This window comes from Sphingopyxis sp. P8 (assembly GCF_020622175.1).
In the GTDB taxonomy this organism is placed as follows: Bacteria; Pseudomonadota; Alphaproteobacteria; order Sphingomonadales; family Sphingomonadaceae; genus Sphingopyxis; species Sphingopyxis jiangsuensis.
Genome location: NZ_JACNMK010000002.1, coordinates 41,500 through 61,294, shown reverse-complemented (window position 1 = coordinate 61,294; position 19,795 = coordinate 41,500). Strand labels below are relative to the sequence as shown.

19 protein-coding genes are annotated in these 19,795 nt (G+C 64.8%); 10 read left to right on the top strand and 9 right to left on the bottom strand.

The window, feature by feature from the left end:
- The first annotated feature begins 3 nt into the window (after positions 1-3).
- The 7 genes from H7692_RS08705 to mmsB all read left to right on the top strand — a co-directional run bounded on the left by H7692_RS08705 (position 4) and on the right by mmsB (position 4,899).
- Entirely contained in the window at positions 4-309 is a 306-nt protein-coding gene (locus H7692_RS08705) for an I78 family peptidase inhibitor (RefSeq protein ID WP_201928651.1), read from the top strand.
- Positions 302-709, top strand: coding sequence for a RidA family protein (locus tag H7692_RS08700; protein WP_413541442.1), 408 nt, complete (start codon positions 302-304; stop codon positions 707-709). The genes H7692_RS08705 and H7692_RS08700 overlap by 8 nt, the downstream gene beginning before the upstream one ends.
- A complete protein-coding gene (locus tag H7692_RS08695; RefSeq protein ID WP_222136494.1) occupies positions 706-1,851 on the top strand; it encodes an acyl-CoA dehydrogenase family protein in 1,146 nt (381 codons plus the stop codon). Before H7692_RS08700 ends, H7692_RS08695 begins: the two co-directional genes overlap by 4 nt.
- Positions 1,848-2,894: an enoyl-CoA hydratase/isomerase family protein gene (locus H7692_RS08690; RefSeq protein WP_222136492.1), complete on the top strand. Its 1,047-nt coding sequence runs from the start codon at positions 1,848-1,850 to the stop codon at positions 2,892-2,894. Before H7692_RS08695 ends, H7692_RS08690 begins: the two co-directional genes overlap by 4 nt.
- Positions 2,895-2,987: 93 nt before the next feature.
- On the top strand, positions 2,988-3,770 hold the full coding sequence (locus H7692_RS08685) for an enoyl-CoA hydratase-related protein (protein ID WP_227340061.1): 783 nt from the start codon (positions 2,988-2,990) through the stop codon (positions 3,768-3,770).
- Between the two features lie 41 nt (positions 3,771-3,811).
- Positions 3,812-4,012 carry a hypothetical protein gene (locus tag H7692_RS08680; protein WP_222136488.1) on the top strand — a complete coding sequence of 67 codons (201 nt, stop codon included), beginning with the start codon at positions 3,812-3,814 and terminating at the stop codon, positions 4,010-4,012.
- Between the two features lie 11 nt (positions 4,013-4,023).
- Positions 4,024-4,899, top strand: coding sequence for a 3-hydroxyisobutyrate dehydrogenase (mmsB, locus tag H7692_RS08675; RefSeq protein ID WP_201928656.1), 876 nt, complete (start codon positions 4,024-4,026; stop codon positions 4,897-4,899).
- A gap of 168 nt (positions 4,900-5,067) precedes the next feature.
- Here the strand turns inward: mmsB and H7692_RS08670 are convergent, their stop codons facing one another.
- The 9 genes from H7692_RS08670 to H7692_RS08630 all read right to left on the bottom strand — a co-directional run bounded on the left by H7692_RS08670 (position 5,068) and on the right by H7692_RS08630 (position 16,163).
- Positions 5,068-7,101 carry a 3-hydroxyacyl-CoA dehydrogenase NAD-binding domain-containing protein gene (locus H7692_RS08670; RefSeq protein ID WP_222136486.1) on the bottom strand — a complete coding sequence of 678 codons (2,034 nt, stop codon included), beginning with the start codon at positions 7,099-7,101 and terminating at the stop codon, positions 5,068-5,070.
- 119 nt (positions 7,102-7,220) lie between these two features.
- Entirely contained in the window at positions 7,221-8,423 is a 1,203-nt protein-coding gene (locus H7692_RS08665; protein WP_222136484.1) for a serine hydrolase domain-containing protein, read from the bottom strand.
- Positions 8,424-8,433: 10 nt separating this feature from the next.
- A complete protein-coding gene (locus H7692_RS08660) occupies positions 8,434-9,237 on the bottom strand; it encodes an SDR family NAD(P)-dependent oxidoreductase (RefSeq protein ID WP_222137326.1) in 804 nt (267 codons plus the stop codon).
- On the bottom strand, positions 9,237-10,013 hold the full coding sequence (locus tag H7692_RS08655; RefSeq protein ID WP_222136482.1) for an SDR family NAD(P)-dependent oxidoreductase: 777 nt from the start codon (positions 10,011-10,013) through the stop codon (positions 9,237-9,239). The genes H7692_RS08660 and H7692_RS08655 overlap by 1 nt, the downstream gene beginning before the upstream one ends.
- Positions 10,010-11,077: a phosphotransferase family protein gene (locus H7692_RS08650; protein WP_222136480.1), complete on the bottom strand. Its 1,068-nt coding sequence runs from the start codon at positions 11,075-11,077 to the stop codon at positions 10,010-10,012. The genes H7692_RS08655 and H7692_RS08650 overlap by 4 nt, the downstream gene beginning before the upstream one ends.
- A 160-nt stretch (positions 11,078-11,237) precedes the next feature.
- A complete protein-coding gene (locus H7692_RS08645) occupies positions 11,238-12,329 on the bottom strand; it encodes a Zn-dependent alcohol dehydrogenase (protein ID WP_201928661.1) in 1,092 nt (363 codons plus the stop codon).
- 117 nt (positions 12,330-12,446) lie between these two features.
- On the bottom strand, positions 12,447-13,736 hold the full coding sequence (locus tag H7692_RS08640; protein ID WP_222136477.1) for an acyl-CoA dehydrogenase family protein: 1,290 nt from the start codon (positions 13,734-13,736) through the stop codon (positions 12,447-12,449).
- Positions 13,737-13,848: 112 nt separating this feature from the next.
- Positions 13,849-15,309, bottom strand: coding sequence for an MFS transporter (locus H7692_RS08635; protein WP_201928662.1), 1,461 nt, complete (start codon positions 15,307-15,309; stop codon positions 13,849-13,851).
- The gene (locus H7692_RS08630; RefSeq protein WP_222136475.1) at positions 15,306-16,163 is read right to left on the bottom strand and encodes an SDR family NAD(P)-dependent oxidoreductase; all 858 of its coding nucleotides are present in this window, start codon (positions 16,161-16,163) and stop codon (positions 15,306-15,308) included. The genes H7692_RS08635 and H7692_RS08630 overlap by 4 nt, the downstream gene beginning before the upstream one ends.
- Before the next feature lie 172 nt (positions 16,164-16,335).
- Here H7692_RS08630 and H7692_RS08625 point away from each other — a divergent pair, with 172 nt between their 5' ends.
- The 3 genes from H7692_RS08625 to H7692_RS08615 all read left to right on the top strand — a co-directional run bounded on the left by H7692_RS08625 (position 16,336) and on the right by H7692_RS08615 (position 19,760).
- The gene (locus H7692_RS08625) at positions 16,336-17,532 is read left to right on the top strand and encodes an acyl-CoA dehydrogenase family protein (RefSeq protein ID WP_222136473.1); all 1,197 of its coding nucleotides are present in this window, start codon (positions 16,336-16,338) and stop codon (positions 17,530-17,532) included.
- Between the two features lie 150 nt (positions 17,533-17,682).
- Complete coding sequence (locus H7692_RS08620; RefSeq protein ID WP_201928665.1) at positions 17,683-18,801, top strand: acyl-CoA dehydrogenase family protein; 1,119 nt, start codon at positions 17,683-17,685, stop codon at positions 18,799-18,801.
- A gap of 155 nt (positions 18,802-18,956) precedes the next feature.
- Positions 18,957-19,760, top strand: coding sequence for an SDR family oxidoreductase (locus H7692_RS08615; protein WP_222136472.1), 804 nt, complete (start codon positions 18,957-18,959; stop codon positions 19,758-19,760).
- Positions 19,761-19,795 lie beyond the last annotated feature (35 nt).

Sequence of the window (19,795 nt, the reverse complement as noted above, 5' to 3'; positions counted from 1 at the left end):
GGGATGGATATTCGCTGGATCGCAATTGCCGCAGTACTGCCGCTCACCGCTTGCGCGGGGGCTTATGGCGGCGGCGGCGATATGGGGCCACCGCCCCCCGCCGACATGGTCTGCAATGCCGATGCCGTGCAAAGCTATGTCGGGCAATCGGTATCGGCCGAACTCGGTGCCGCGGCGCTCAGGGCCAGCGGCGCGCGCACCCTGCGCTGGGGTCCGCCGCGCTCGGCGATGACGATGGATTACCGCGAAGACCGGCTGAACATCATGTACGACGACGCGTCAAAGGTCACGCAGGTCAGCTGTGGCTGACGGCGCCGCACCGACATTGGAGCGCAATCGTCTCGCGTCGGCTTCGCCGTTCGAACCGCTCTACGGCTTTAGCCGCGCGGTTCGTGTCGGCGAGGTCGCGGGCACCGCGCCGATCGAGCCCGACGGCTCGTCGACCGTCGGTGACGCGGGGGTGCAGGCGGCGCGCTGTCTGGAGATCATCGCCAATGCGCTTGCAACGCTCGGCGGCTCGCCCGCCGACGTCGTGCGTACCCGCATGTATATTACCGACGCGGCCGACGCCGACCTCGTCGGCCGCGCGCATGGCGCGATGTTCGGGAACTTGCGGCCCGCAGCGACGATGGTCGTCGTCGCGGGACTGCTGCGCCCCGAATGGAAAGTCGAAATCGAGGCCGAGGCCATTTTAGAGAAGACCGCATGACCGATCAGTTCCAGCTCACCGACGACCAGCTCGCCATTCAGGATATGGCGCGCAAGTTCACCGCCGATGCGATCACGCCGCATGCCGCTGAATGGGACGAAAAGGCGCATTTCCCGCGCGACACGATCAAGGCGGCGGCCGAGCTCGGCTTTGCTTCCATCTATGTCAGCGAGGAATCGGGCGGCATCGGGCTTGGCCGGCTCGAAGCCGCGCTGATCATGGAGGCAATGTCCTATGGCTGCCCCGCGACGAGCGCCTTCATCTCGATCCATAATATGGCGAGCTGGATGATCGACCGCTTCGGCGGCGATGCGGTGAAGGCGAAATTCCTGCCTTCGCTCGTCACGATGGACCAGATGGCGAGCTATTGCCTCACCGAGCCGGGCTCGGGTTCCGACGCCGCGGCGCTCAAGACGACCGCGAAGCTCGAAGGCGACCATTATGTCGTCAATGGCACCAAGCAGTTCATCTCGGGCGCTGGAGTCAACGATATCTATGTGACGATGGTGCGGACAGGGCAACCGGGGCCGAAGGGGATTTCGTGCCTCGTCATCGAAAAGGACATGCCCGGTGTCAGCTTCGGCGCCAAGGAGCGCAAGCTCGGCTGGAATGCCTCGCCGACCGCGCAGGTGATGTTCGACAACGTGCATGTGCCCGTCGAGAACCGCGTCGGCGCCGAAGGCGACGGCTTCCGTTTTGCGATGGCGGGGCTCGACGGCGGCCGTCTCAATATCGGCGCTTGCTCGCTCGGCGGGGCGCAGCGCTGCCTCGACGAGGCGCTTGCCTATGTGAAGGATCGCCAGCAGTTCGGCCAGCCGATTGCCGATTTCCAGAACACCCAGTTCATGCTCGCCGACATGGCGACCGAGCTCGAAGCCGCCCGCGCGCTGCTCTATCTCGCCGCGGCCAAGGTCAGCGCGAACGCGCCCGACAAGACGCGCTTTTCGGCGATGGCGAAGCGGCTCGCGACCGACAGCGGCAGCAAGATCGTCAATGACGCGCTCCAGTTGTTCGGCGGCTACGGCTATCTGCGCGATTATCCGATCGAGCGTTTCTGGCGCGACCTGCGCGTCCATTCGATCCTCGAAGGAACGAACCAGGTGATGCGGATGATCGTCGGAAGGGACCTGCTGCGCCAATGACCGAAGATGTTCTGATCTCGACCGACGGCCGCATTGGCCGTATTGCGCTCAATCGTCCGCGCGCGATTCACGCGCTCAACCTCGCGATGTGCAAGGCGATGATCGACGCGCTCGTCGCATGGCGGACCGACGAGGCTATCGAAGCGGTCATCATCGAACATAGCGAAGGCCGTGGCTTCTGCGCAGGCGGCGACATTCGCATGCTCGCGGAAAGCGGCGCGAAGGACGGCACGGAGGCGCGCGCCTTCTTCCACACCGAATATCGGCTCAACCACCTGCTCTTCACCTATGCCAAGCCCGTCGTCGCCTTCATGGACGGCATCACCATGGGCGGCGGCGTGGGCATTTCGCAGCCGGCGAAATATCGCGTCGCGACCGAACATACACGCTTCGCCATGCCCGAAACGGGGATCGGCCTGTTCCCCGATGTCGGCGGCGGCTGGTATCTGCCGCGGCTCGAAGGGCGCGTTGGTCAGTATCTCGCGCTCACCGGTGCGCGGCTCGACGGGGCCGAGTGTCTGGCGCTCGGCCTTGCGACGCACTACCTGCCGTCCGAAAAACTCGCCGAGGCAAAGGCGCGCATCGCCGCGCATCCCGACCGCATCGGCGGCATTTTGGGCGAACTGTCGGCGACCGCGCCGCACGCGGCGGTGATGGACCATCTCGACAAGATCAACCGCCTGTTCGCGAGCGACCGATATGAGGACATTCTCGCCGCGCTCGAAGCCGACGGCTCGGAGTGGGCAGAGAAGGAACGCGACACGCTCGGCACCAAATCGCCGCAGACGTGCAAGGTTGCATTGCGGCAGCTCAAGGAAGGCGCGGCGATGCCCGACTTCGCCGCCGAAATGGCGCAGGAATATGCGATCGGCGCGCGCGTCGTCGCGATGCACGATTTCCTCGAAGGCGTGCGCGCGCTGATCGTCGACAAGGACAACAGCCCGAAATGGGATCCGGCCACGCCCGAGACCGTCACCGAAGACTGGATCGACGCGATTTTTGCGCCGCTGCCCGAAAACGAGAAATGGACCCCGCTCATTTAACTTCGTCACCCCGGACTGGATCCGGGGTCCATTCACGCGGCGTCGGAATGGATACCGGATCAAGTCCGGCATGACGATCATGGAGATATACGAATGACCTATGAAACCCTCCTCGTCGAGCAGCGCGGCGCGGTGACGCTCGTCACGCTCAACCGCACGCAGGCGCTCAACGCGCTCAACAGCCAGGTGCTCGACGAGCTGATCACCGCCTTCGCCGCGTTCGAGGCCGACGACAGCCAGCGCTGCGCGGTGCTCACCGGATCGGGCGACAAGGCCTTCGCCGCCGGCGCCGACATCAAGGAAATGGCCGACAAGCCTGCGGCCGATTTCTATCTCGAGGATTTTTTCTCGAAATGGACGAGCGACTTTGTGAAGAAGGTGCGCAAGCCGTGGATCGCGGCGGTGAACGGCTTTGCGCTCGGCGGCGGCTGCGAGCTTGCGATGATGGCCGACTTCATCATCGCCAGCGACAAGGCCAAATTCGGCCAGCCCGAAATCAAGCTCGGCGTCGCGCCGGGCATGGGCGGATCGCAGCGGCTGACGCGCGCGGTCGGCAAGGCGAAGGCGATGGAAATGTGTCTCACCGGCCGGATGATGGACGCCGAAGAGGCCGAACGCTCGGGCCTCGTCGCGCGCGTCGTCGAACATGCGGCGCTGGTCGACGAAGCGGTGAAGACCGCGACGACGATCGCGTCGATGCCGCCGATGGCCGCGATGGTGAACAAGGACATGGTCAACGCCGCTTTCGAAACGACGCTCGACCAGGGGCTGATCTACGAACGCCGCCTGTTCCAGATCCTCGCCGCGACCGAGGACAAGGCCGAGGGCATGGCGGCGTTTATCGAGAAACGCGAGGGCGTGTGGAAGGGTCGATAATCCTCAAAGGCGTTGGGTTGCTATTCGTCGGGCTGCTATTCGTGTGGCTCGGCGTTTCCGGTTGGAGGCATCGCCGGGAAGAACGCATAAACATTGTCGAAGCAGCGATTCTGAAGCTGGCCGATGCCGATCCACTGCCGCGCAACCGCTGGGACCGTGGCATGGCCTACGCACAACCGGTCCTGATGCTGATATTCGGACTTGTCATGATCTTTCTTGGTCTTGTGATCTTATTCGTCTGATTGGAGTGAACATGAGAATCGCATTTATCGGACTCGGCAACATGGGCGGGGGCATGGCCGCAAATCTCGCGAACGCGGGGCATGAGGTCCGAGCTTTCGACCTCAGCGAAGAGGCGCTGGCCCGCGCGGTCGAGGCGGGCTGCACCCGCGCCGCCTCCGCCGCCGAAGCGGTGACCGGCGCCGAAGCCGTCGTCACAATGCTGCCTGCGGGCAAACATGTCGCAGGCGTCTATGAAGGCGATGTCTATCCCAACGCCGGGCCGGGCACGCTGCTCCTCGACTGCTCGACGATCGACGTAGCGACCGCACGCTCGAACATCGAAGCCGCAACCGCCAAGGGCCTCGTCGCGGTCGACGCGCCGGTGTCGGGCGGAATCGCCGCCGCCAACGCGGGGACGCTGACCTTCATGGTCGGCGGCACCGAAGAGGGCTTTGCACGCGCCGAGCCGATCCTCGCGAAGATGGGCAAGGCGGTGATCCATGCGGGCGATGCGGGCGCGGGGCAGGCGGCGAAAATCTGCAACAATATGCTGCTTGGCGCCTCGATGATTGCGACTTGCGAAACGCTCGCGCTCGCGCAGAAGCTCGGGCTCAATCCGCAGAAATTCTTCGACATCGCCAGCGTGTCGTCGGGGCAATGCTGGTCGCTTACAAGCTATGCGCCGCTTCCGGGTGTCGGGCCGACGACGCCTGCCGACAACGATTATAAAGGCGGCTTCGCCGCCGCGCTTATGCTCAAGGATTTGCGCCTCGCGATGGAAGCCGCGGCGAGCGTCGACGCCGATGTGCCGATGGGCAGCCGCGCGCGCGACCTTTATGAAGCCTTTGTCGAATCCGACAAGGAAGGGCGCGACTTTTCTGCGATCATCAAGACCCTGCAGGGATAAGGCCCGCCCCTCCGTTCGTCACTCCGGGCTTGACCCGGGGTCCATTGCCCCGGCCTCGAAGAAGTGGGGCCCCGGATCAAGTCCGGGATAACGATCATCGGATGACAAATAAAAGGCCGCCTGCCCCACCGGGATCAGGCGGCCTTTCATGTCAGCGCATCGGGGCTTTTAGAAGCCCGATTTCGCTTCCGCCTTTTCCTTCAGCAGCGGCGCGACCTCGAAGCCGTGCTTTTCCAGCGCCGCGACGATCTTGTCGGTGCCTTCGAGCCCTGCCCAGAACATCGGGCCGCCGCGATAGACGGGCCAGCCATAGCCATAGATCCACACGACATCGATGTCGCTTGCGCGCTGTGCCTTGCCTTCTGCCAGGATCAGCGCGCCTTCGTTGACCATCGGATAGAGCGTGCGCTCGATGATTTCCTGATCGGTAATCTCGCGCTTCTCGACGCCTGCCTTGCTGCGGAACTCCTCGATGATCTCGGCTACGCGCGCGCTTTCCGACGGCTGGCGCTTCTCGTCATAATCGTAAAAGCCCGCCTGTTTCTTCTGGCCCCAACGGCCCTCGGCGCACAGCGCGTCGCGGATGCTTTCGATGCGATTGGGGTCGCGGTGCCAGCCGATGTCGACGCCGGCAAGGTCGCTCATCTGGAACGGGCCCATCGGCATGCCGAATTCGACATGCACCTTGTCGACCTGCGCCGGGGTGGCGCCTTCCATCAGCAGCTTCATCGCTTCCAGCTGGCGGGGTTTGAGCATGCGGTTGCCGATAAAGCCGTCGCACACGCCCGCGACCACCGCGACCTTGCCGATCTTCTTGCCGATCGCCATCGCGGTCGCGAGCGCGTCGGGCGCGGTCTTGTCGCCGCGCACGACCTCGAGCAGCTTCATCACATTGGCGGGCGAGAAAAAGTGCATGCCGAGCACGTCGCCGGGGCGGCTCGTCGCGGTCGCGATTTCGTCGATGTCGAGATAGGATGTGTTCGACGCGAGGATCGCGCCGGGCTTCGCAATCTTGTCGAGCTTGGCGAAAATCTCCTTCTTGACGTCCATATTCTCATAGACCGCCTCAATGATCAGATCGCAGTCGGCGAGATCCTCAAGGTTGAGCGTCGGGGTGATAAGCCCCATCATCTGATCGACCTGTTCGGGCTTGAAACGGCCCTTGGCGGCGCTGGCGTCATAATTTTTGCGCACCACGCCCAGCCCGCGGTCGAGCGCTTCCTGCTGCATCTCGACGATGGTGCAGGGGATGCCCTTTTGCAGGAAGTTCATCATGATGCCGCCGCCCATCGTCCCGGCGCCGATAATGCCGACCTTTTTGACGTCGCGCAGCTTGGTGTCCTTGGGCAGGCCGTCGATCTTCGCTGCCTGGCGTTCGGCGAAGAAGATGTGGCGCTGCGCCGCCGACTGGCTGCCGAACATCAGCTTCATGAACTGCTCGCGCTCATAGGCGAGGCCCTCGTCAAAAGGCAGGCGCGTTGCCGCCTCGACGCAGGCGAGGTTGGCGTAGGGCGCCTCGAACCCGCGCCAGCGCCGGGCGTTCTTTTTCTTGAGCTCCTCGATCGCGCCCACATCGCCGAACACCGCACGCTCGCGCGTCGGGCGGGGGCCGTCGGCGATCTTGGCGCGGGCAAAAGCGATCGCGTCGGCGGCAAGGCTGTCCTCGCCCGCGAGTTCGTCGACGAGACCCATCTCCTTCGCCTTGGGGGCGGGGACAGGGTTGCCGGTCGAGGTCATTTCGGCGGCCGCCTCAACACCGACGACGCGCGGCAGGCGCTGCGTACCGCCCGCACCGGGGAGCAAGCCGAGTTTGACCTCGGGAACGCCGAGCTTCGCCGAGGGCACTGCGACGCGATAGTGGCAGACGAGCGCCGTCTCCAGCCCGCCGCCGAGCGCGGTGCCGTGGATCGCCGCGACCACCGGCTTCGGCGCCGCTTCGATGCTGTTGAGCACCGCGTTGAAATCGGGACCGCGCGGCGGTTTGCCAAACTCGCTGATGTCGGCGCCCGCGATAAAGGTGCCGCCGTCGCAGCGCAGGACGATCGCTTTCACGCCGTCGTCGGCGATCGCCGCCTTGATATTATCTTCCAGCCCTTGGCGGACGTGCCAGCTCAGCGCGTTGACGGGCGGATTGTTGACGATGATGACGGCGATGTCGCCGTCCTTCTCCATCGTGACGGACACGGGGGTTTCGTCGGACATTTCAGGCTCCTTGGTCTTGACCCCGTTCGCGTCGAGCGACGTCGATATGCCTATCGTTGGCACACACCCTGGCGGTGTCTCGACTTCGCTCGACACGAGCGGAGAGAGGGGTTGTCATTTCAGTCATCGAGCGCGGCGTGGACGAGGGTCTTGACCTCGCGCCGCACGGGATAGGTGGAAGAGGGCATCAGCTGCGTCATGAAGACCATGCAGATCTCCTCGACCGGATCGACGAAGAAACCGGTCGAGAACATGCCGCCCCAATAAAAATCGCCGACCGACGCGGGCAGGCCCGCGCGCGCGGGGTCGATCGTCGTCGCAAAGCCGAGCCCGAAACCGATGCCGGCATTTTCGTCCTCGGAAAAGACGCCGACGCTGTGCTGCGTCAGGTCGCCGCCGCCCGGCAGATGGTTCGCGGTCATCAGGTCGAGCGTCTTGCGGCCGATGATCCTGGTATCTCCCAGCTTGCCCCCGCGAAGCAGCATCAGGCAGAAGCGGTGATAGTCGTGGAGCGTCGAGACGAGCCCGCCGCCACCCGAATGAAAGCTGCGTGACTTTGCCCAGCGACTTCGGTCGCTGCTATCGAACAGCTGCTTCTTTTCCTTGGGGTCGAAAGCATAGCAATCGGTCAGCCGATGCTGCTGTTCGGCGGGAACCTGAAACCCCGTGTCGACCATGCCGAGCGGCGCAAAGATGCGCTCGTGGAGCACGTCGGCAAAGGGCTTGCCCTCGATCCGCTCGATCACCGCGCCGAGCACGTCGGTCGCCATCGAGTAATTCCAGTGCGCGCCCGGGTCGAACTGGAGCGGAAATTTCGCGAGCTCCGCGATGAAACTGTCCATCGTATAATGGGCGTCGAAATCGTCGATCCGCGCCTTGCGATAGGCGGCGTCGACCGGGGTGCGCTCCTGAAAGCCATAGGTCAGCCCCGACGTGTGGCGCAGCAGGTCGAGCATGCGGATCGGCGCTGCGGGCGGGCGCGTGACAAAGGGGATATTGCCGCCCCCCGCGACGAAAACCCCGGTGTTCTTGAATTCGGGGCAAAATTTGACCAGCGGGTCCGACAACGCCACCTTGCCTTCTTCGAGTAGCATCATGAAGGCGATGCTGGTGATTGGCTTGGTCATGCTGGCGATACGGAAAATCGCATCCTCCTTCAGCGCCGCGCCCGGCCGCGCGTCGCCGATGCACGACAGATGCGCGATCTCGCCGCGCCGCGATACCAAGGTCGCGGCGTGTGGCAGGCGGCCGGAGTCGACATATTTGGCGGCGAGGAAAGCCGGGATGCGGTCGAGCCGCGCGGGGTCGAAGCCTTGGGTCATGATACTCCTGTCAATGCGACGTCTGGCCAAGCAGTTGCCGCGTCACGGGGTGCGAGCTCGACAGCCCGCCGTCAACCGCGATCGCTTGCCCGTTGACATAGCTTGCCTGGTCGCTCGCGAGGAAAAGCGCGACATTGGCGAGCTCCTCGGGCTGCGCCGCGCGCTTGAGCGGGTTCAATTGGCCCAGCTTGTGCGTGACGCCCTTGTCCTTGGCATAATCGAACGTCGGTTTGGTCATCCCCGTTTCGGTCAGTCCGGGACAGATGGCGTTGACGCGCACGCCGCTGGTGGTGAGCTGCTGTGCGGCGGTCTTGGCGAGATTGACGACGCCCGCCTTCGACGCCGAATAGGCCGCGGGGCCGGCGCCCGAGTTGAGCCCCGCAACGCTCGCGGTCAGCACGATCGCGCCGCCACGCCCCTGATCGACCATCGCTTTCCCGGCATGCTTCACCATCAGCGCGGGGCCGATCAGGTTGACGCGCAAAGTCTCGGCCCAGGCGGCGGGATCGAATTCGAAAATCCCGCCCATGTCGCCGATGATCCCGGCGTTGGCAAAGGCGATGTCGAGCCCGCCATAGCTGTCCCTGGCGGTCGCCACGAGCTTGGCGACATCGGCCTCGACGCCCGCATCGATTTCGAGCGCCACGACCGTCCCGCCAGCCTCCGTCACCGCCTGCGCCGTTTCATGCACCGCCGCCGTCTTGTCGCCGAGCACGAGCTTCGCACCCTCGGCGGCGAAGCGCAGCGCGCTCGCGCGGCCGATTCCCGAACCGGCGCCGGTGATGATCGCGATCTTGCCGTCCAATGCGCCCATCATGCGCCTCCCGAAATTGTCGCCCCGCCATCGCACACGATGGTCTGGCCGGTGGTGAATGCGCCCGCCTTGCTGGCAAGGAAGACCGCGGCGCCCGCGATCTCGTGCGGCTCGCCGATGCGCTTGAGCGTCGAGGCGGCGGTCGACCGCTTCAGATTTTCCGGATTCTCCCACAGGGCGCGCGCCATGTCGGTGCGGATCAAGCCCGGCGCGATGCAATTGACGCGCACACCCTGCGGGCCGAATTCGACCGAATAATTGCGCGCCATCTGCATGTCGGCGGCCTTGGAAATGCAATAGGCACCGATGATCGGCGATCCCTTGAGCCCGCCGATCGAGCTGACGATCGTGATCGACCCCGCGCCGCGTTCGAGCATTTCGGGCGCGACCATCGAAATCAGCCAGTGGTTGGACAGGATATTATTGTCCATGATCTTGCGAAACTGCTCGTCGGCGATGCCGAGGCCGGGGCCATAATAGGGATTGGACGCGGCGTTGCAGACCAGCGCGGTGATCTTGCCGAAGGCGGCGCGCGTTTCGTTCACCAGATTCTGTAGGGCATCTTTCGACGAGATGTTCGCGGCGACCGCAATCGCCGTGCCTTCGCCAAAGCGCGCGTTGAACTCTGCCGCGGTCGCATCGCACGCTTCCTGCTTGCGGCTCGAAATCACGACCTTCGCGCCCTGCTCGGCCATCGCCTCGGCGGTCGCCTTGCCGATGCCGCGCGACGACCCGGTGATCAGCGCGACTTCGCCGCGCATGTCGAACAGGCTCATGCTCCTGCCTTTCGTGCAAATTCCCAAGCCCGCTCGGCGAGCGGGCGGACGCGTTCGGACATGTCCTTCGCATGCTGCGACGAGGCGGTGCCGTCGATCACCCGCTTCTTGATGCCCTGGATGATCCCCGCGAGGCGGAAGAAATTATAGGCGAAATACCAGTTCATGTCGGGAACGCCGTCGCGTCCCGTCGCCGCGCAATAGCGCTCGACCATTTCGTCAAGTTCAGGAATGCCGAGGCTCGCGCGGTCGACGTCCATCACCCCCGACCGCCCTCCATTTTCGGTCACCCATGCCATTGCGACATAGGTGAAATCGGCGAGCGGATCGCCCAATGTCGACAGCTCCCAGTCGAGCACCGCGACCACCTCCGGCCGGTCGTGCGCAAAGATCATATTGTCGATGCGATAGTCGCCGTGGACGACGCTGGTGCGCGTCTGTTCGGGCAAGCTGGCGGGCAGGAACGCGATGAGCTGTTCCATCTCGTCCATCGTTTCGGTTTCGGCGAGCTTATATTGTTTGGTCCAGCGTTCGACCTGGCGCCCGAAATAATTGCCGGGCTTGCCATAGTCGGCAAGGCCCGCCGCCTCGACGTCGACATTGTGGAGCGCGGCGAGCGTGTCGATCATCGCCTCATAGGTGGCGCGGCGGTTTTCGGGGGTCGAGCTCGGCATCGCACCGTCCCAGATGGTGTGTCCGTCGACCATGGCCATCACATAGAACCAGCTGCCGACGACATCCTCGTCGGTGCACAGCCCATATTGGCGCGCGACGGGAAAGCCCATCCTATGGAGCCCCGCCTGCACCTTATATTCGCGGTCGACGGCATGCGCCGAGGGGAGCAACTTGCCGAATGGCTTGCGGCGGAGCACATAATCGCCCGACGGAGCCGAAATCTTGTACGTCGGATTCGACTGGCCGCCCGCGAACTTGCGCTGCGTCAACGGGCCTTTGAAGCCCTCGACATTGGCTTCCATCCACGCGGTCAGCTTCGCCTCGTCGAGGCGGTCGGCACCCTCTGGCGCGACGGTGCCGCTAAAAGCCTTTTGGGCGTCGAGCGTCATATGATCCTCCCTGCGCGAAGCGTGGGGAGGGGGACCATGCGAAGCATGGTGGAGGGGCCGCCGACGAAGTCGGCGAGCTGCGCTCGCCGCCCCTCCACCGGCCTGCGGCCGGTCCCCCTCCCCATCTTCGACGGGGAGGAATGTTGCCGCGCCAGCCCGCTCACTGGTCGAACACGATCACCGACCGTGCGGCGTCGCCTTTCTTCATCTTGTCGAAGCCCTCGTTGATCTTCTCGAGCGGGATCGTCTCGGCGACGATGCTGTCGAGGTCGAGCAGCCCGCGCAGGTAGAAATCGACGAGCCGCGGGATGTCGACAGGGAAGCGGTTGCCGCCCATGATCGCACCCTGCAATTTCTTGCCGGAAAGCAGGTCCATCGCGCTCAGGCCGACCCTTTCGGTGAGCGGCATCATGCCGAGGATCGTCGCGGTGCCGCCGCGGCGCAGCGAGGCAACCGCGAGGCTGGCCGAGGCGGGGCGGCCAACGGCTTCGATGGCGTGGTCAACGCCGCCTTTGGTGAGTTCCACGATCTGCTTCGCGGCATCGTCGGCGAGGGCATCGACCACGTCGGTCGCGCCCAGCTTTCTGGCGAGTTCGCGCTTTTCGGGAACCGGGTCGGCGGCGATGATCCGCCCCGCGCCCGCGATCTTTGCGGCGTTGATCGTCGCGAGGCCGACACCACCGCAGCCGACGACCGCGACGGTCTCGCCCGGCGTCACCTTGCACGCGTTGAAGATCGTTCCCGCGCCCGTCGTCACCGCGCAGCCGATCACCGCCGCGCGGTCGAGCGGCATGTCGGGGTCGATCGCGACGCAGGCATGTTCGTGGACGAGCATCACCTCGGCAAAGGCCGACAGGTTGAGCATCTGATTGACCGGCGATCCGTCGGGCCGCGTGATGCGCGGGCTCGCGCCTGCGGGACGCCGCGTGTCGCCGCCCATGCACAGCGACATGCGCCCGGTGACGCAAAATTCGCAGTGCCCACAAAAGGCGGACAGGCAGGTGACGACGGCGTCGCCGGGCTTCACCGTCCGCACCTCGCTTCCCACTGCCTCGACTATCCCTGCCGCCTCATGGCCGGGGATCGCGGGCAGGGGGTGGGGGTAGGCGCCGTCGATGAAATGCAGGTCCGAATGACAGAGGCCGCAGGCGGCGGTGCGGATGCGGACCTCGTGCGGGCCGGGCTTGTCGACGACAATGTCTTCGACCGACAGCGGCTTGCCGGGTTCGATCAGGATTGCGGCTTTGGTCATGTGGAACTGCAACCTTTCCCATTTGCGCGGAGCTAAACCCGCTTAACCATTCCCGTCATTGCGACCCCGGCGAAAGCCGGGCTCGCAATGACGATATTTCTGCGTCAATCTGCGATCTTACCGCGAAACCCCGATGTCGCCCGACGAGAAACCGGGGTCGGCCGCGGGCGAATGCTTCGCAAATTCGATGCGGGCGATCGCGCGCGCGTGGACCTCGTCGGGGCCGTCGGCGATGCGCAGCGTGCGCTGGTGGGCATAGGCCTTGGCGAGGCCGAAATCCTCGCTGACGCCACCCGCGCCATGCGCCTGGATCGCATCGTCGATGATTTGCAGCGCCATATTGGGCGCCTGCACCTTGATCGCCGCGATTTCGGCGGCGGCGGCCTTGTTGCCGATCCTGTCCATCATGTCGGCGGCCTTCAGGCAGAGCAGGCGCGTCATCTCGATGTCGATGCGCGCACGCGCGATGCGCTGTTCCCAGATGCTGTGTTCGGCGATCGTCTTGCCAAAGGCGACGCGCGATTGCAGCCGCTTGCACATTTTCGCGAGCGCCTCTTCGGCGACGCCGATCGTGCGCATGCAATGGTGGATGCGGCCCGGGCCGAGGCGGCCTTGGGCGATCTCGAACCCGCGCCCTTCGCCGAGCAGCATTGCTTCCTCGGCATTGACGCGCACGTCCTTGAGTTCGATTTCCATATGGCCGTGCGGCGCGTCGTCATAACCAAAGACGGGCAGGTGGCGCTTGATGGTAATCCCCGGCGCGTCGAGCGGCACGACCAGCATCGACTGCTGCTGGTGGCGCTTGGCGCCGAAATCGGTCTTGCCCATCACGATCGCGACCTTGCAGCGCGGATCGCCCGCGCCCGACGACCACCATTTGGTGCCGTTGATGACATAATCGTCGCCGTCGCGCTCGATCCGCGTCTCGATATTGGTCGCGTCGGACGAGGCGACCTGCGGCTCGGTCATCAGGAAGGCCGAGCGGATCTCGCCCTCCATCAGCGGCTTCAGATATTTGTCCTTCTGCGCGCGCGTGCCATAGCGGTGGAACACTTCCATATTGCCGGTGTCGGGCGCCGAGCAGTTGAACACTTCGCTCGCAAAGCCGATGCGCCCCATTTCCTCTGCGCACAGCGCATATTCGAGGTTGGTGAGACCCGGGCCCTCGAACTCGAACGTCTCGTCGACATGGTGGTGCGCGGCGCTGCGCGGCGGCATGAACAGATTCCAGATGCCCGCCGCCTTCGCTTCGGCCTTCAGATCCTCGACGACCTGGATCACCTTCCAGCGGTCGCCCTGGGCATCCTGTTCATAATAGGTCGGCACCGCGGGGCGAACCTTGCGCTCGATGAATTCGCGCACACGGCCCTGCCAATGCTTCTGCCGTTCGGTGAGGTCGAAATCCATCGTCGCTTCCTTTCCCTTTACGTTCACGTAAGCTTTTGGACCGATTCGCCCCCCTTTGCCAACCCCTGCCGCCCGAAAATAACGCCAGGCCGTTCGGCGCCGACATTTTCCGTTACGGATGCGCGGCGGTCGCGTCGGGTTCGGCGCGCGCAGCATCGTCGAGCAGCGCGATCCGCGCCTCGTGGTCGGCGCGCGAAATCGGGAAACGCCGCATCACGAGCAGCCCGGTGACACCGATCAGCAGGGTCGCGAGCATATAGCCGAGCGCCAGATTATCGAGCACAGCGTCGCCGACTTCGCCCGGCCGCGCCGCCGCCGGAAAACCGGCGAGCGAGAGGATCAACCCCGCGACCCCGATGCCGATCCCCGTCGCGCATTTCTGCATGAAGAAATATCCGGCAAAGAACAGCCCTTCGGAGCGTCGCCCGGTCTCGCTCTGCGACGCCTCGACGACATCGGCCATCATCGACGACGACAGGATCATCAGGATGATCGAAAATGTGTTCCCGAAAAAGACAAAGGCGAACATCGCGGCGATGCTCGGCTTGCCGGGCAGGCCGGGAAAGATGCCTTGGATATAGGAGAGGTAAAGGCCGCTGTTCAGCGTCAGCGCTATCGCACCCGCAAGGATCGCCGCGTCGCGCTTGCCCAGCCGCGCCGCGAGAGGCGCGACGAGCAGGAAGGCTGCGATCATCGTCCCGAACAGCAGCAGCACATAAGCGACGAGTTCGCCCTGATCGAGCTGCCAGAAGAAGCCGAGCAGATAGTTGGTCAGCGAAAAGGTCACGCCCTGATTGACGAAGCCGAACAGCGCCGCGAACACCAGCCACAGAAAGGCGCGGTTCGACAAGGTCGCGCGCATGTCGCGGACAATGTGCGACAGGCTGGCCTTCGGCACGACCTGATCGCGGTTCGACACCGCGATACGCTTGTGCTGGCCGAGCGCCGACAGCACCACCGCACCAAGCATGATCAGCGCGCCGGTGAGCGCATAAGGGAAATAGCCCGCCGGATCGACGAGCCCCTTCTCGCCGCCGAAAAAGACGCCGTAGGCAAGGATGAGGATGACCAGCCCGCCGCCCCATCCGAACAGGAAGCGATAGCGCATCACCAGCGTGCGCTCGTCATAATCGGCGGTGAGTTCGGGGACGATCGCGACCGACGGCACCTCGCACATCGACACGAGCGTGCGCACGACGATCGCCAGCGCGATGAGCCAGGCGACGGTTGCCGCGTCGCTCATTTCGGGCGGGCTCCACAGCAGCATCCACGCGATGGCGAGCGGCAGCGGTGCGGCATAGAGCCACGGCAGGCGCCGGCCCCAGCGGCTGCGCGTCCGGTCGGTGAGTTCGCCGATGACGGGATCGACAAAGGCGTCGAAAATCAGTGCGACCATGATCGCCGCGCCGACAAGGCTCGCGTCGAGCCCGATCACCTGATTGTAGAACAGCAGGAGGAAGGTCGAAAAGCCATTCTCCTTGACGCCATAGGCAAGGCTGCCGAGCCCGTGCATCACCTTCAGCCGCACCGGCAGGCGCTCGGCAACGGGGACGCGCGGCGCGGCGGCGTTCACGCGGGCGCCCCGGCCTTCGCCGCTTCCTCCATCGCGATCAGCGCGTCGAACATGCCCGGCGTTTCCTTGTCCCACGCATGGCGCTGGCCGATCGTCAGCCCGCCGTCGACGAGCATGTGCGTACCGGTCATGAAGGAGGATTCCTCGCTCGCTAGATAGGCGACGGCGTTGGCGATATCGTCGGGCTGGCCGCCGCGCGCGACCGGCTGCGCGTTCGCGCTCATCTCGGCGATCACCGCATCGGCCTGGTCCTTCATCGCGCCGGGCACGTCGAGCGATGCAGTAAAGATATTGGTGTTGATGAAGCCGGGGCAGATCGCGTTCACGCGGATACCATATTGAGCAAGATCGGTCGCGGCGACCTTGGTCAGGTGGAGTACGCCCGCTTTTGCCACTGCATAGGCGGTCGGCGAATAGCCGGCGCCGAGCGCCGCAACGCTCGCCGTGTTGATGATTGCTGCGCCCTTGCGCCCCTTCATGTGCGGGCTCGCATAGCGGATGCCCATCGCCACCGACTTGAGCACGAGGTTCATCGTCGCATCCCAGCCCTCGGGCGTGATTTCGTCGATCGGCGCGCGGTCGCCGCCCGCGGCGGCATTGTTGAAGACGATATCGATCCCGCCCGCCTTCGCCGCGGCGGCGTTCATCAGCGCCTCGATGTCCGAGGGGACCATGACGTCGCAGCGGACGAACTCGATCTTGCCGTTCGACGTTTCGGCGAGCGCACGGCCACCCGCTTCGTCGATGTCGGCGGCGAAGACATGCGCGCCTTCGCCCGCGAGCTTCAGCACCGCGGCCTTGCCGATACCCGATGCCGCGCCGGTGACGACGGCGACCTTGCCTGCGAATCGCATGGACCTGCTCTCCCGTTTTCTTTTGCCACCTAGCTTAGGGGCGAAGCGGGGCGCGTCAACGCCCCGCGAATTGACGTTACGGCGCCGTAACGGCCGCGACTCGGGCCAAGTTGACGCTTGCGTAAAGTGGCGGTGACGCCTTAGTCTGGCGAAAGGAAGAGGAGCCTTTGCGATGAGCGATCTTGACGCTTTCCGCGCCGAAGTGCGCGCCTGGCTGGAAGCCAATTGCCCCCCCGAAATGCGCGAACCGGTTCGCGACGAGGATGACATCTGCTGGGGCGGACGCAAGTTCGAGTTCAAGAACGCGGCGCAAAAGCAGTGGCTCGAGCGCTGCGTCGAAAAGGGCTATACCGTCCCCGACTGGCCGACGGCCTATGGCGGCGCGGGGCTCACCCCCGAACAGACGAAGGTATTCAAACAGGAAATGGCGCGGATCAAGGCGCGTCCGCCGCTGCAAAGCTTCGGCATCTGGATGCTCGGCCCCGCGCTCCTCAAATTCGGCACCGAGGAACAGAAGGTCCATTATCTGGGCCAGATTGCGCGCGGCGAAATCCGCTGGTGCCAAGGCTATTCGGAGCCCGGCGCGGGGAGCGACCTCGTCTCCCTGCAGACCTTTGGCGAAGAAGTTTCCGATCCAGTGGGGGGCGACCATTGGGTCGTCAACGGCTCGAAAATCTGGACGAGCTATGCCGACAAGGCCGACTGGATCTTCTGCCTCGTCCGCACCGACAAGACGAACAAATATCAGGGCATCACCTTCATGCTTTTCGACATGGAAAGCGAAGGCGTGTCGACCAAGCCGATCCTGCTGATTTCGGGCAACAGCCCGTTCTGCGAAACCTTCTTCGACGATGTGAAGGTGCCGAAGGACCAGTTCGTCGGCGAGGTCAATCGCGGCTGGGACGTCGCCAAATATCTGCTCGGCCACGAGCGCGAGATGATCTCGGGCGGCGGCGCGGGCGGCGACATGATCAGCGTCGGCGCGCTGTTCGCCAAATCGCTCGGGCTTAACGCCAATGGCGAACTCGACGACCCGATCCTGCGCGCCGAAATGGCGGCGTTCGACACCGACGTCTTCGCCTATCGCGCGATGGGCGAGCGCTTCATGGACATGTGGAAAACCGGCCGCGCGCATCCCGCCAGTTCGAACATGATGAAATATGTGGGGACCGAGCTCAACAAGCGCCGCCACGAACTCGTCATGGCAGGCGGCGGCGCCGATGCGCTCGAATGGGACAGCGACGAAAGCAAGGGCGGCGCGCGTGCGCGGTCCTGGCTGCGCACCAAGGCCAATTCGATCGAGGGCGGGACGAGCGAGGTCATGCTCAACGTCATCGCCAAGCGTATCCTCGACCTGCCGGGGGCGTAGAAGGAATCAAGCCCTCTCCTTCAGGGGAGGGCAGCGAGACTGGGGGGCTTGCTCCCTAGTCGCAGCGGGTGGGGTCCATCGGCCTTGCGCTACATCGACAGCCCCCACCCCAACCCCTCCCCTGAAGGGGAGGGGCTTAGGAGACAAGACATGCCGCTCTATCACAATGACGACCAGGCGATGCTCAAGGACAGCGTTGCGCCTTTCGTGGCCGAACAGGCACCGGTGTCGCACCTTCGCAAGCTCCGCGACAGTTCCGACGCCACCGGCTTCTCGCGCGACCTCTGGGCGCAGTTCACCGAAATGGGCCTGCCGGGCATGCTCGTTCCCGAGGAGCATGGCGGCCTCGGCATGGGGCATTTGGAGGCGGGTATCGTGCTCGAGGAAATCGGCCGCAACCTCACCCCCTCGCCCTTCCTTTCGACCAGCGTCGGCGCAGTCGCCGCGCTCGCCAAGGCAGGCGGCACGCAGGCGGGCCGCTGGCTTCCCGCGATTGCGGGCGGCGAGGCGATCGTTGCGCTCGCGATCGACGAGGGCGCCAAGCACCGTCCCGACCGCATCGCGACGACCGCGACGCGCAGCGGCAACGGCTTCCGCCTCAACGGCAAGAAGAGCTTCGTCCTCCACGGCCATGTCGCCGACATGAGCATCGTCGCGGCGAAGACCGACGGCGGCATCACGCTGTTCGCGGTGCCCAAGGATGCCAAGGGCATGACCGCCGACCCGCGCCGCCTCGTCGACTCCAGCCTCGCGAGCCACGTCACCCTCGACGGCGTCGAAGTCGATGCCGACGCGGTCATCGGCGAGGTCGATGCGGGCGGCGACATCCTCGACGCCTTGCTCGCCGCGACGCGCACCGGCGCCGCCGCCGAAATGGTGGGCGTCGGGCAGGGCGCGATGGACATGACCGTCACCTACCTCAAGGAGCGCAAGCAGTTCGGCAAGCTGATCGGCGAGTTCCAGGGCCTCCAGCACCGCGCCGCGCATCTTTATGGCGAGATGGAAGTCGCGCGCGCGACCGTCATGAAGGCGCAGCAACTGCTCGACGAGGGCAGCGAGGGCGCAAGGCTGATGGTCTCGGTCGCCAAGGCCAAGGCCGGTCGCGCCGCGAACCTTGCCGTCCGCGAGGGCGTCCAGATGCACGGCGGCATCGGCATGACCGACGAATATGACATCGGCCTCTATATGAAACGCGACCGCGCGCTCGCCGAATATATGGGCGACGTGCATTATCACATCGACCAGGTCGCGCGGATGAACGGCTACTGAGCGACCGAAAGCCCTTCCCCTTCAGGGGAGGGGCAGTGAGACTTGGGAACTTGTTCCCTAGTCGCAGCGGGGTAGGCATCGAAGTCTGCGCAACCCCGCGAAGCCCCGCCCCAACCCCTCCCCTGAAGGGAAGGGGCTACAGAGGAGAAGCCACAATGAACCTCCAGGACATGTTCGGCCTCGACGGCCGCATCGCACTCGTCACCGGCGGCTCGCGCGGGATCGGCAAGATGATCGTCGAGGGTTATCTCGCCGCGGGCGCTGCGCGCGTTTACATCTCGGCGCGCAAGACCGCGCAGATTGAGGAAGCCGTCGCGGATTTCGAAACGCGCTATCCGGGCAAGGTCATAGGCCTGCCCGTCGATCTGTCGACCGTCGAAGGCTGCCGCGCGCTCGCCAAGGAACTCGAAGCGCGCGAGGAACGCCTCGACATCCTCGTCAACAACGCCGGCGCGGCCTGGGGCGAGCCGTTCGAGGGCTTTCCCGAAGCGGGCTGGGACAAGGTGATGGACATCAATGTCAAATCGCCCTTCTTCCTGACGCAGGCGCTCCACGGATTGCTCAAGGCGGGCGGTACCCACGATCGTCCGGCAAAGGTCATCAACATCGGTTCGATCGACGGCATGCGCCTCAATCCGTGGGAGACGTACAGCTATCATGCGTCGAAGGCGGCGATCCTCTATCTGACCAAGCGCATGGCGGCGCGGCTCGTGCAGGATCATATCCTCGTCACCGCCATCGCCCCCGGCGCCTTCCAGTCGGACATGAATAAGGCCGCGCGCGACCATGGCGATGCGGTCGCGAAAGCGATCCCGACGAAGCGCATCGGTGTGCCCGAGGACATGGCCGGCGCGGCCATCTTCCTCGCGTCAAAGGCGGGCGATTACGTCGTCGGCGACACGATCACCGTCGACGGCGGACTCGTGCATGGCGATGTGCGGACGAGCATAGACGCCTGAGGCGATCACGTCATTGCGAGCGAAGCGAAGCAATC

Excerpts from the sequence above, each read along its gene's own strand:
- H7692_RS08615 (WP_222136472.1), top strand. The coding sequence starts at position 18,957 with ATGAACCTCCAGGACATGTTCGGCCTCGACGGCCGCATCGCACTCGTC.
- H7692_RS08685 (WP_227340061.1), top strand. The coding sequence starts at position 2,988 with ATGACCTATGAAACCCTCCTCGTCGAGCAGCGCGGCGCGGTGACGCTC.
- H7692_RS08705 (WP_201928651.1), top strand. The coding sequence starts at position 4 with ATGGATATTCGCTGGATCGCAATTGCCGCAGTACTGCCGCTCACCGCT.
- H7692_RS08660 (WP_222137326.1), bottom strand. The coding sequence starts at position 9,237 with ATGGGCGCATTGGACGGCAAGATCGCGATCATCACCGGCGCCGGTTCG.
- H7692_RS08640 (WP_222136477.1), bottom strand. The coding sequence starts at position 13,736 with ATGGATTTCGACCTCACCGAACGGCAGAAGCATTGGCAGGGCCGTGTG.
- mmsB (WP_201928656.1), top strand. The coding sequence starts at position 4,024 with ATGAGAATCGCATTTATCGGACTCGGCAACATGGGCGGGGGCATGGCC.
- H7692_RS08655 (WP_222136482.1), bottom strand. The coding sequence starts at position 10,013 with ATGAGCCTGTTCGACATGCGCGGCGAAGTCGCGCTGATCACCGGGTCG.
- H7692_RS08695 (WP_222136494.1), top strand. The coding sequence starts at position 706 with ATGACCGATCAGTTCCAGCTCACCGACGACCAGCTCGCCATTCAGGAT.
- H7692_RS08665 (WP_222136484.1), bottom strand. The coding sequence starts at position 8,423 with ATGACCCAAGGCTTCGACCCCGCGCGGCTCGACCGCATCCCGGCTTTC.
- H7692_RS08645 (WP_201928661.1), bottom strand. The coding sequence starts at position 12,329 with ATGACCAAAGCCGCAATCCTGATCGAACCCGGCAAGCCGCTGTCGGTC.
- H7692_RS08650 (WP_222136480.1), bottom strand. The coding sequence starts at position 11,077 with ATGACGCTCGACGCCCAAAAGGCTTTTAGCGGCACCGTCGCGCCAGAG.
- H7692_RS08670 (WP_222136486.1), bottom strand. The coding sequence starts at position 7,101 with ATGTCCGACGAAACCCCCGTGTCCGTCACGATGGAGAAGGACGGCGAC.
- H7692_RS08620 (WP_201928665.1), top strand. The coding sequence starts at position 17,683 with ATGCCGCTCTATCACAATGACGACCAGGCGATGCTCAAGGACAGCGTT.
- H7692_RS08630 (WP_222136475.1), bottom strand. The coding sequence starts at position 16,163 with ATGCGATTCGCAGGCAAGGTCGCCGTCGTCACCGGCGCGGCATCGGGT.
- H7692_RS08625 (WP_222136473.1), top strand. The coding sequence starts at position 16,336 with ATGAGCGATCTTGACGCTTTCCGCGCCGAAGTGCGCGCCTGGCTGGAA.
- H7692_RS08690 (WP_222136492.1), top strand. The coding sequence starts at position 1,848 with ATGACCGAAGATGTTCTGATCTCGACCGACGGCCGCATTGGCCGTATT.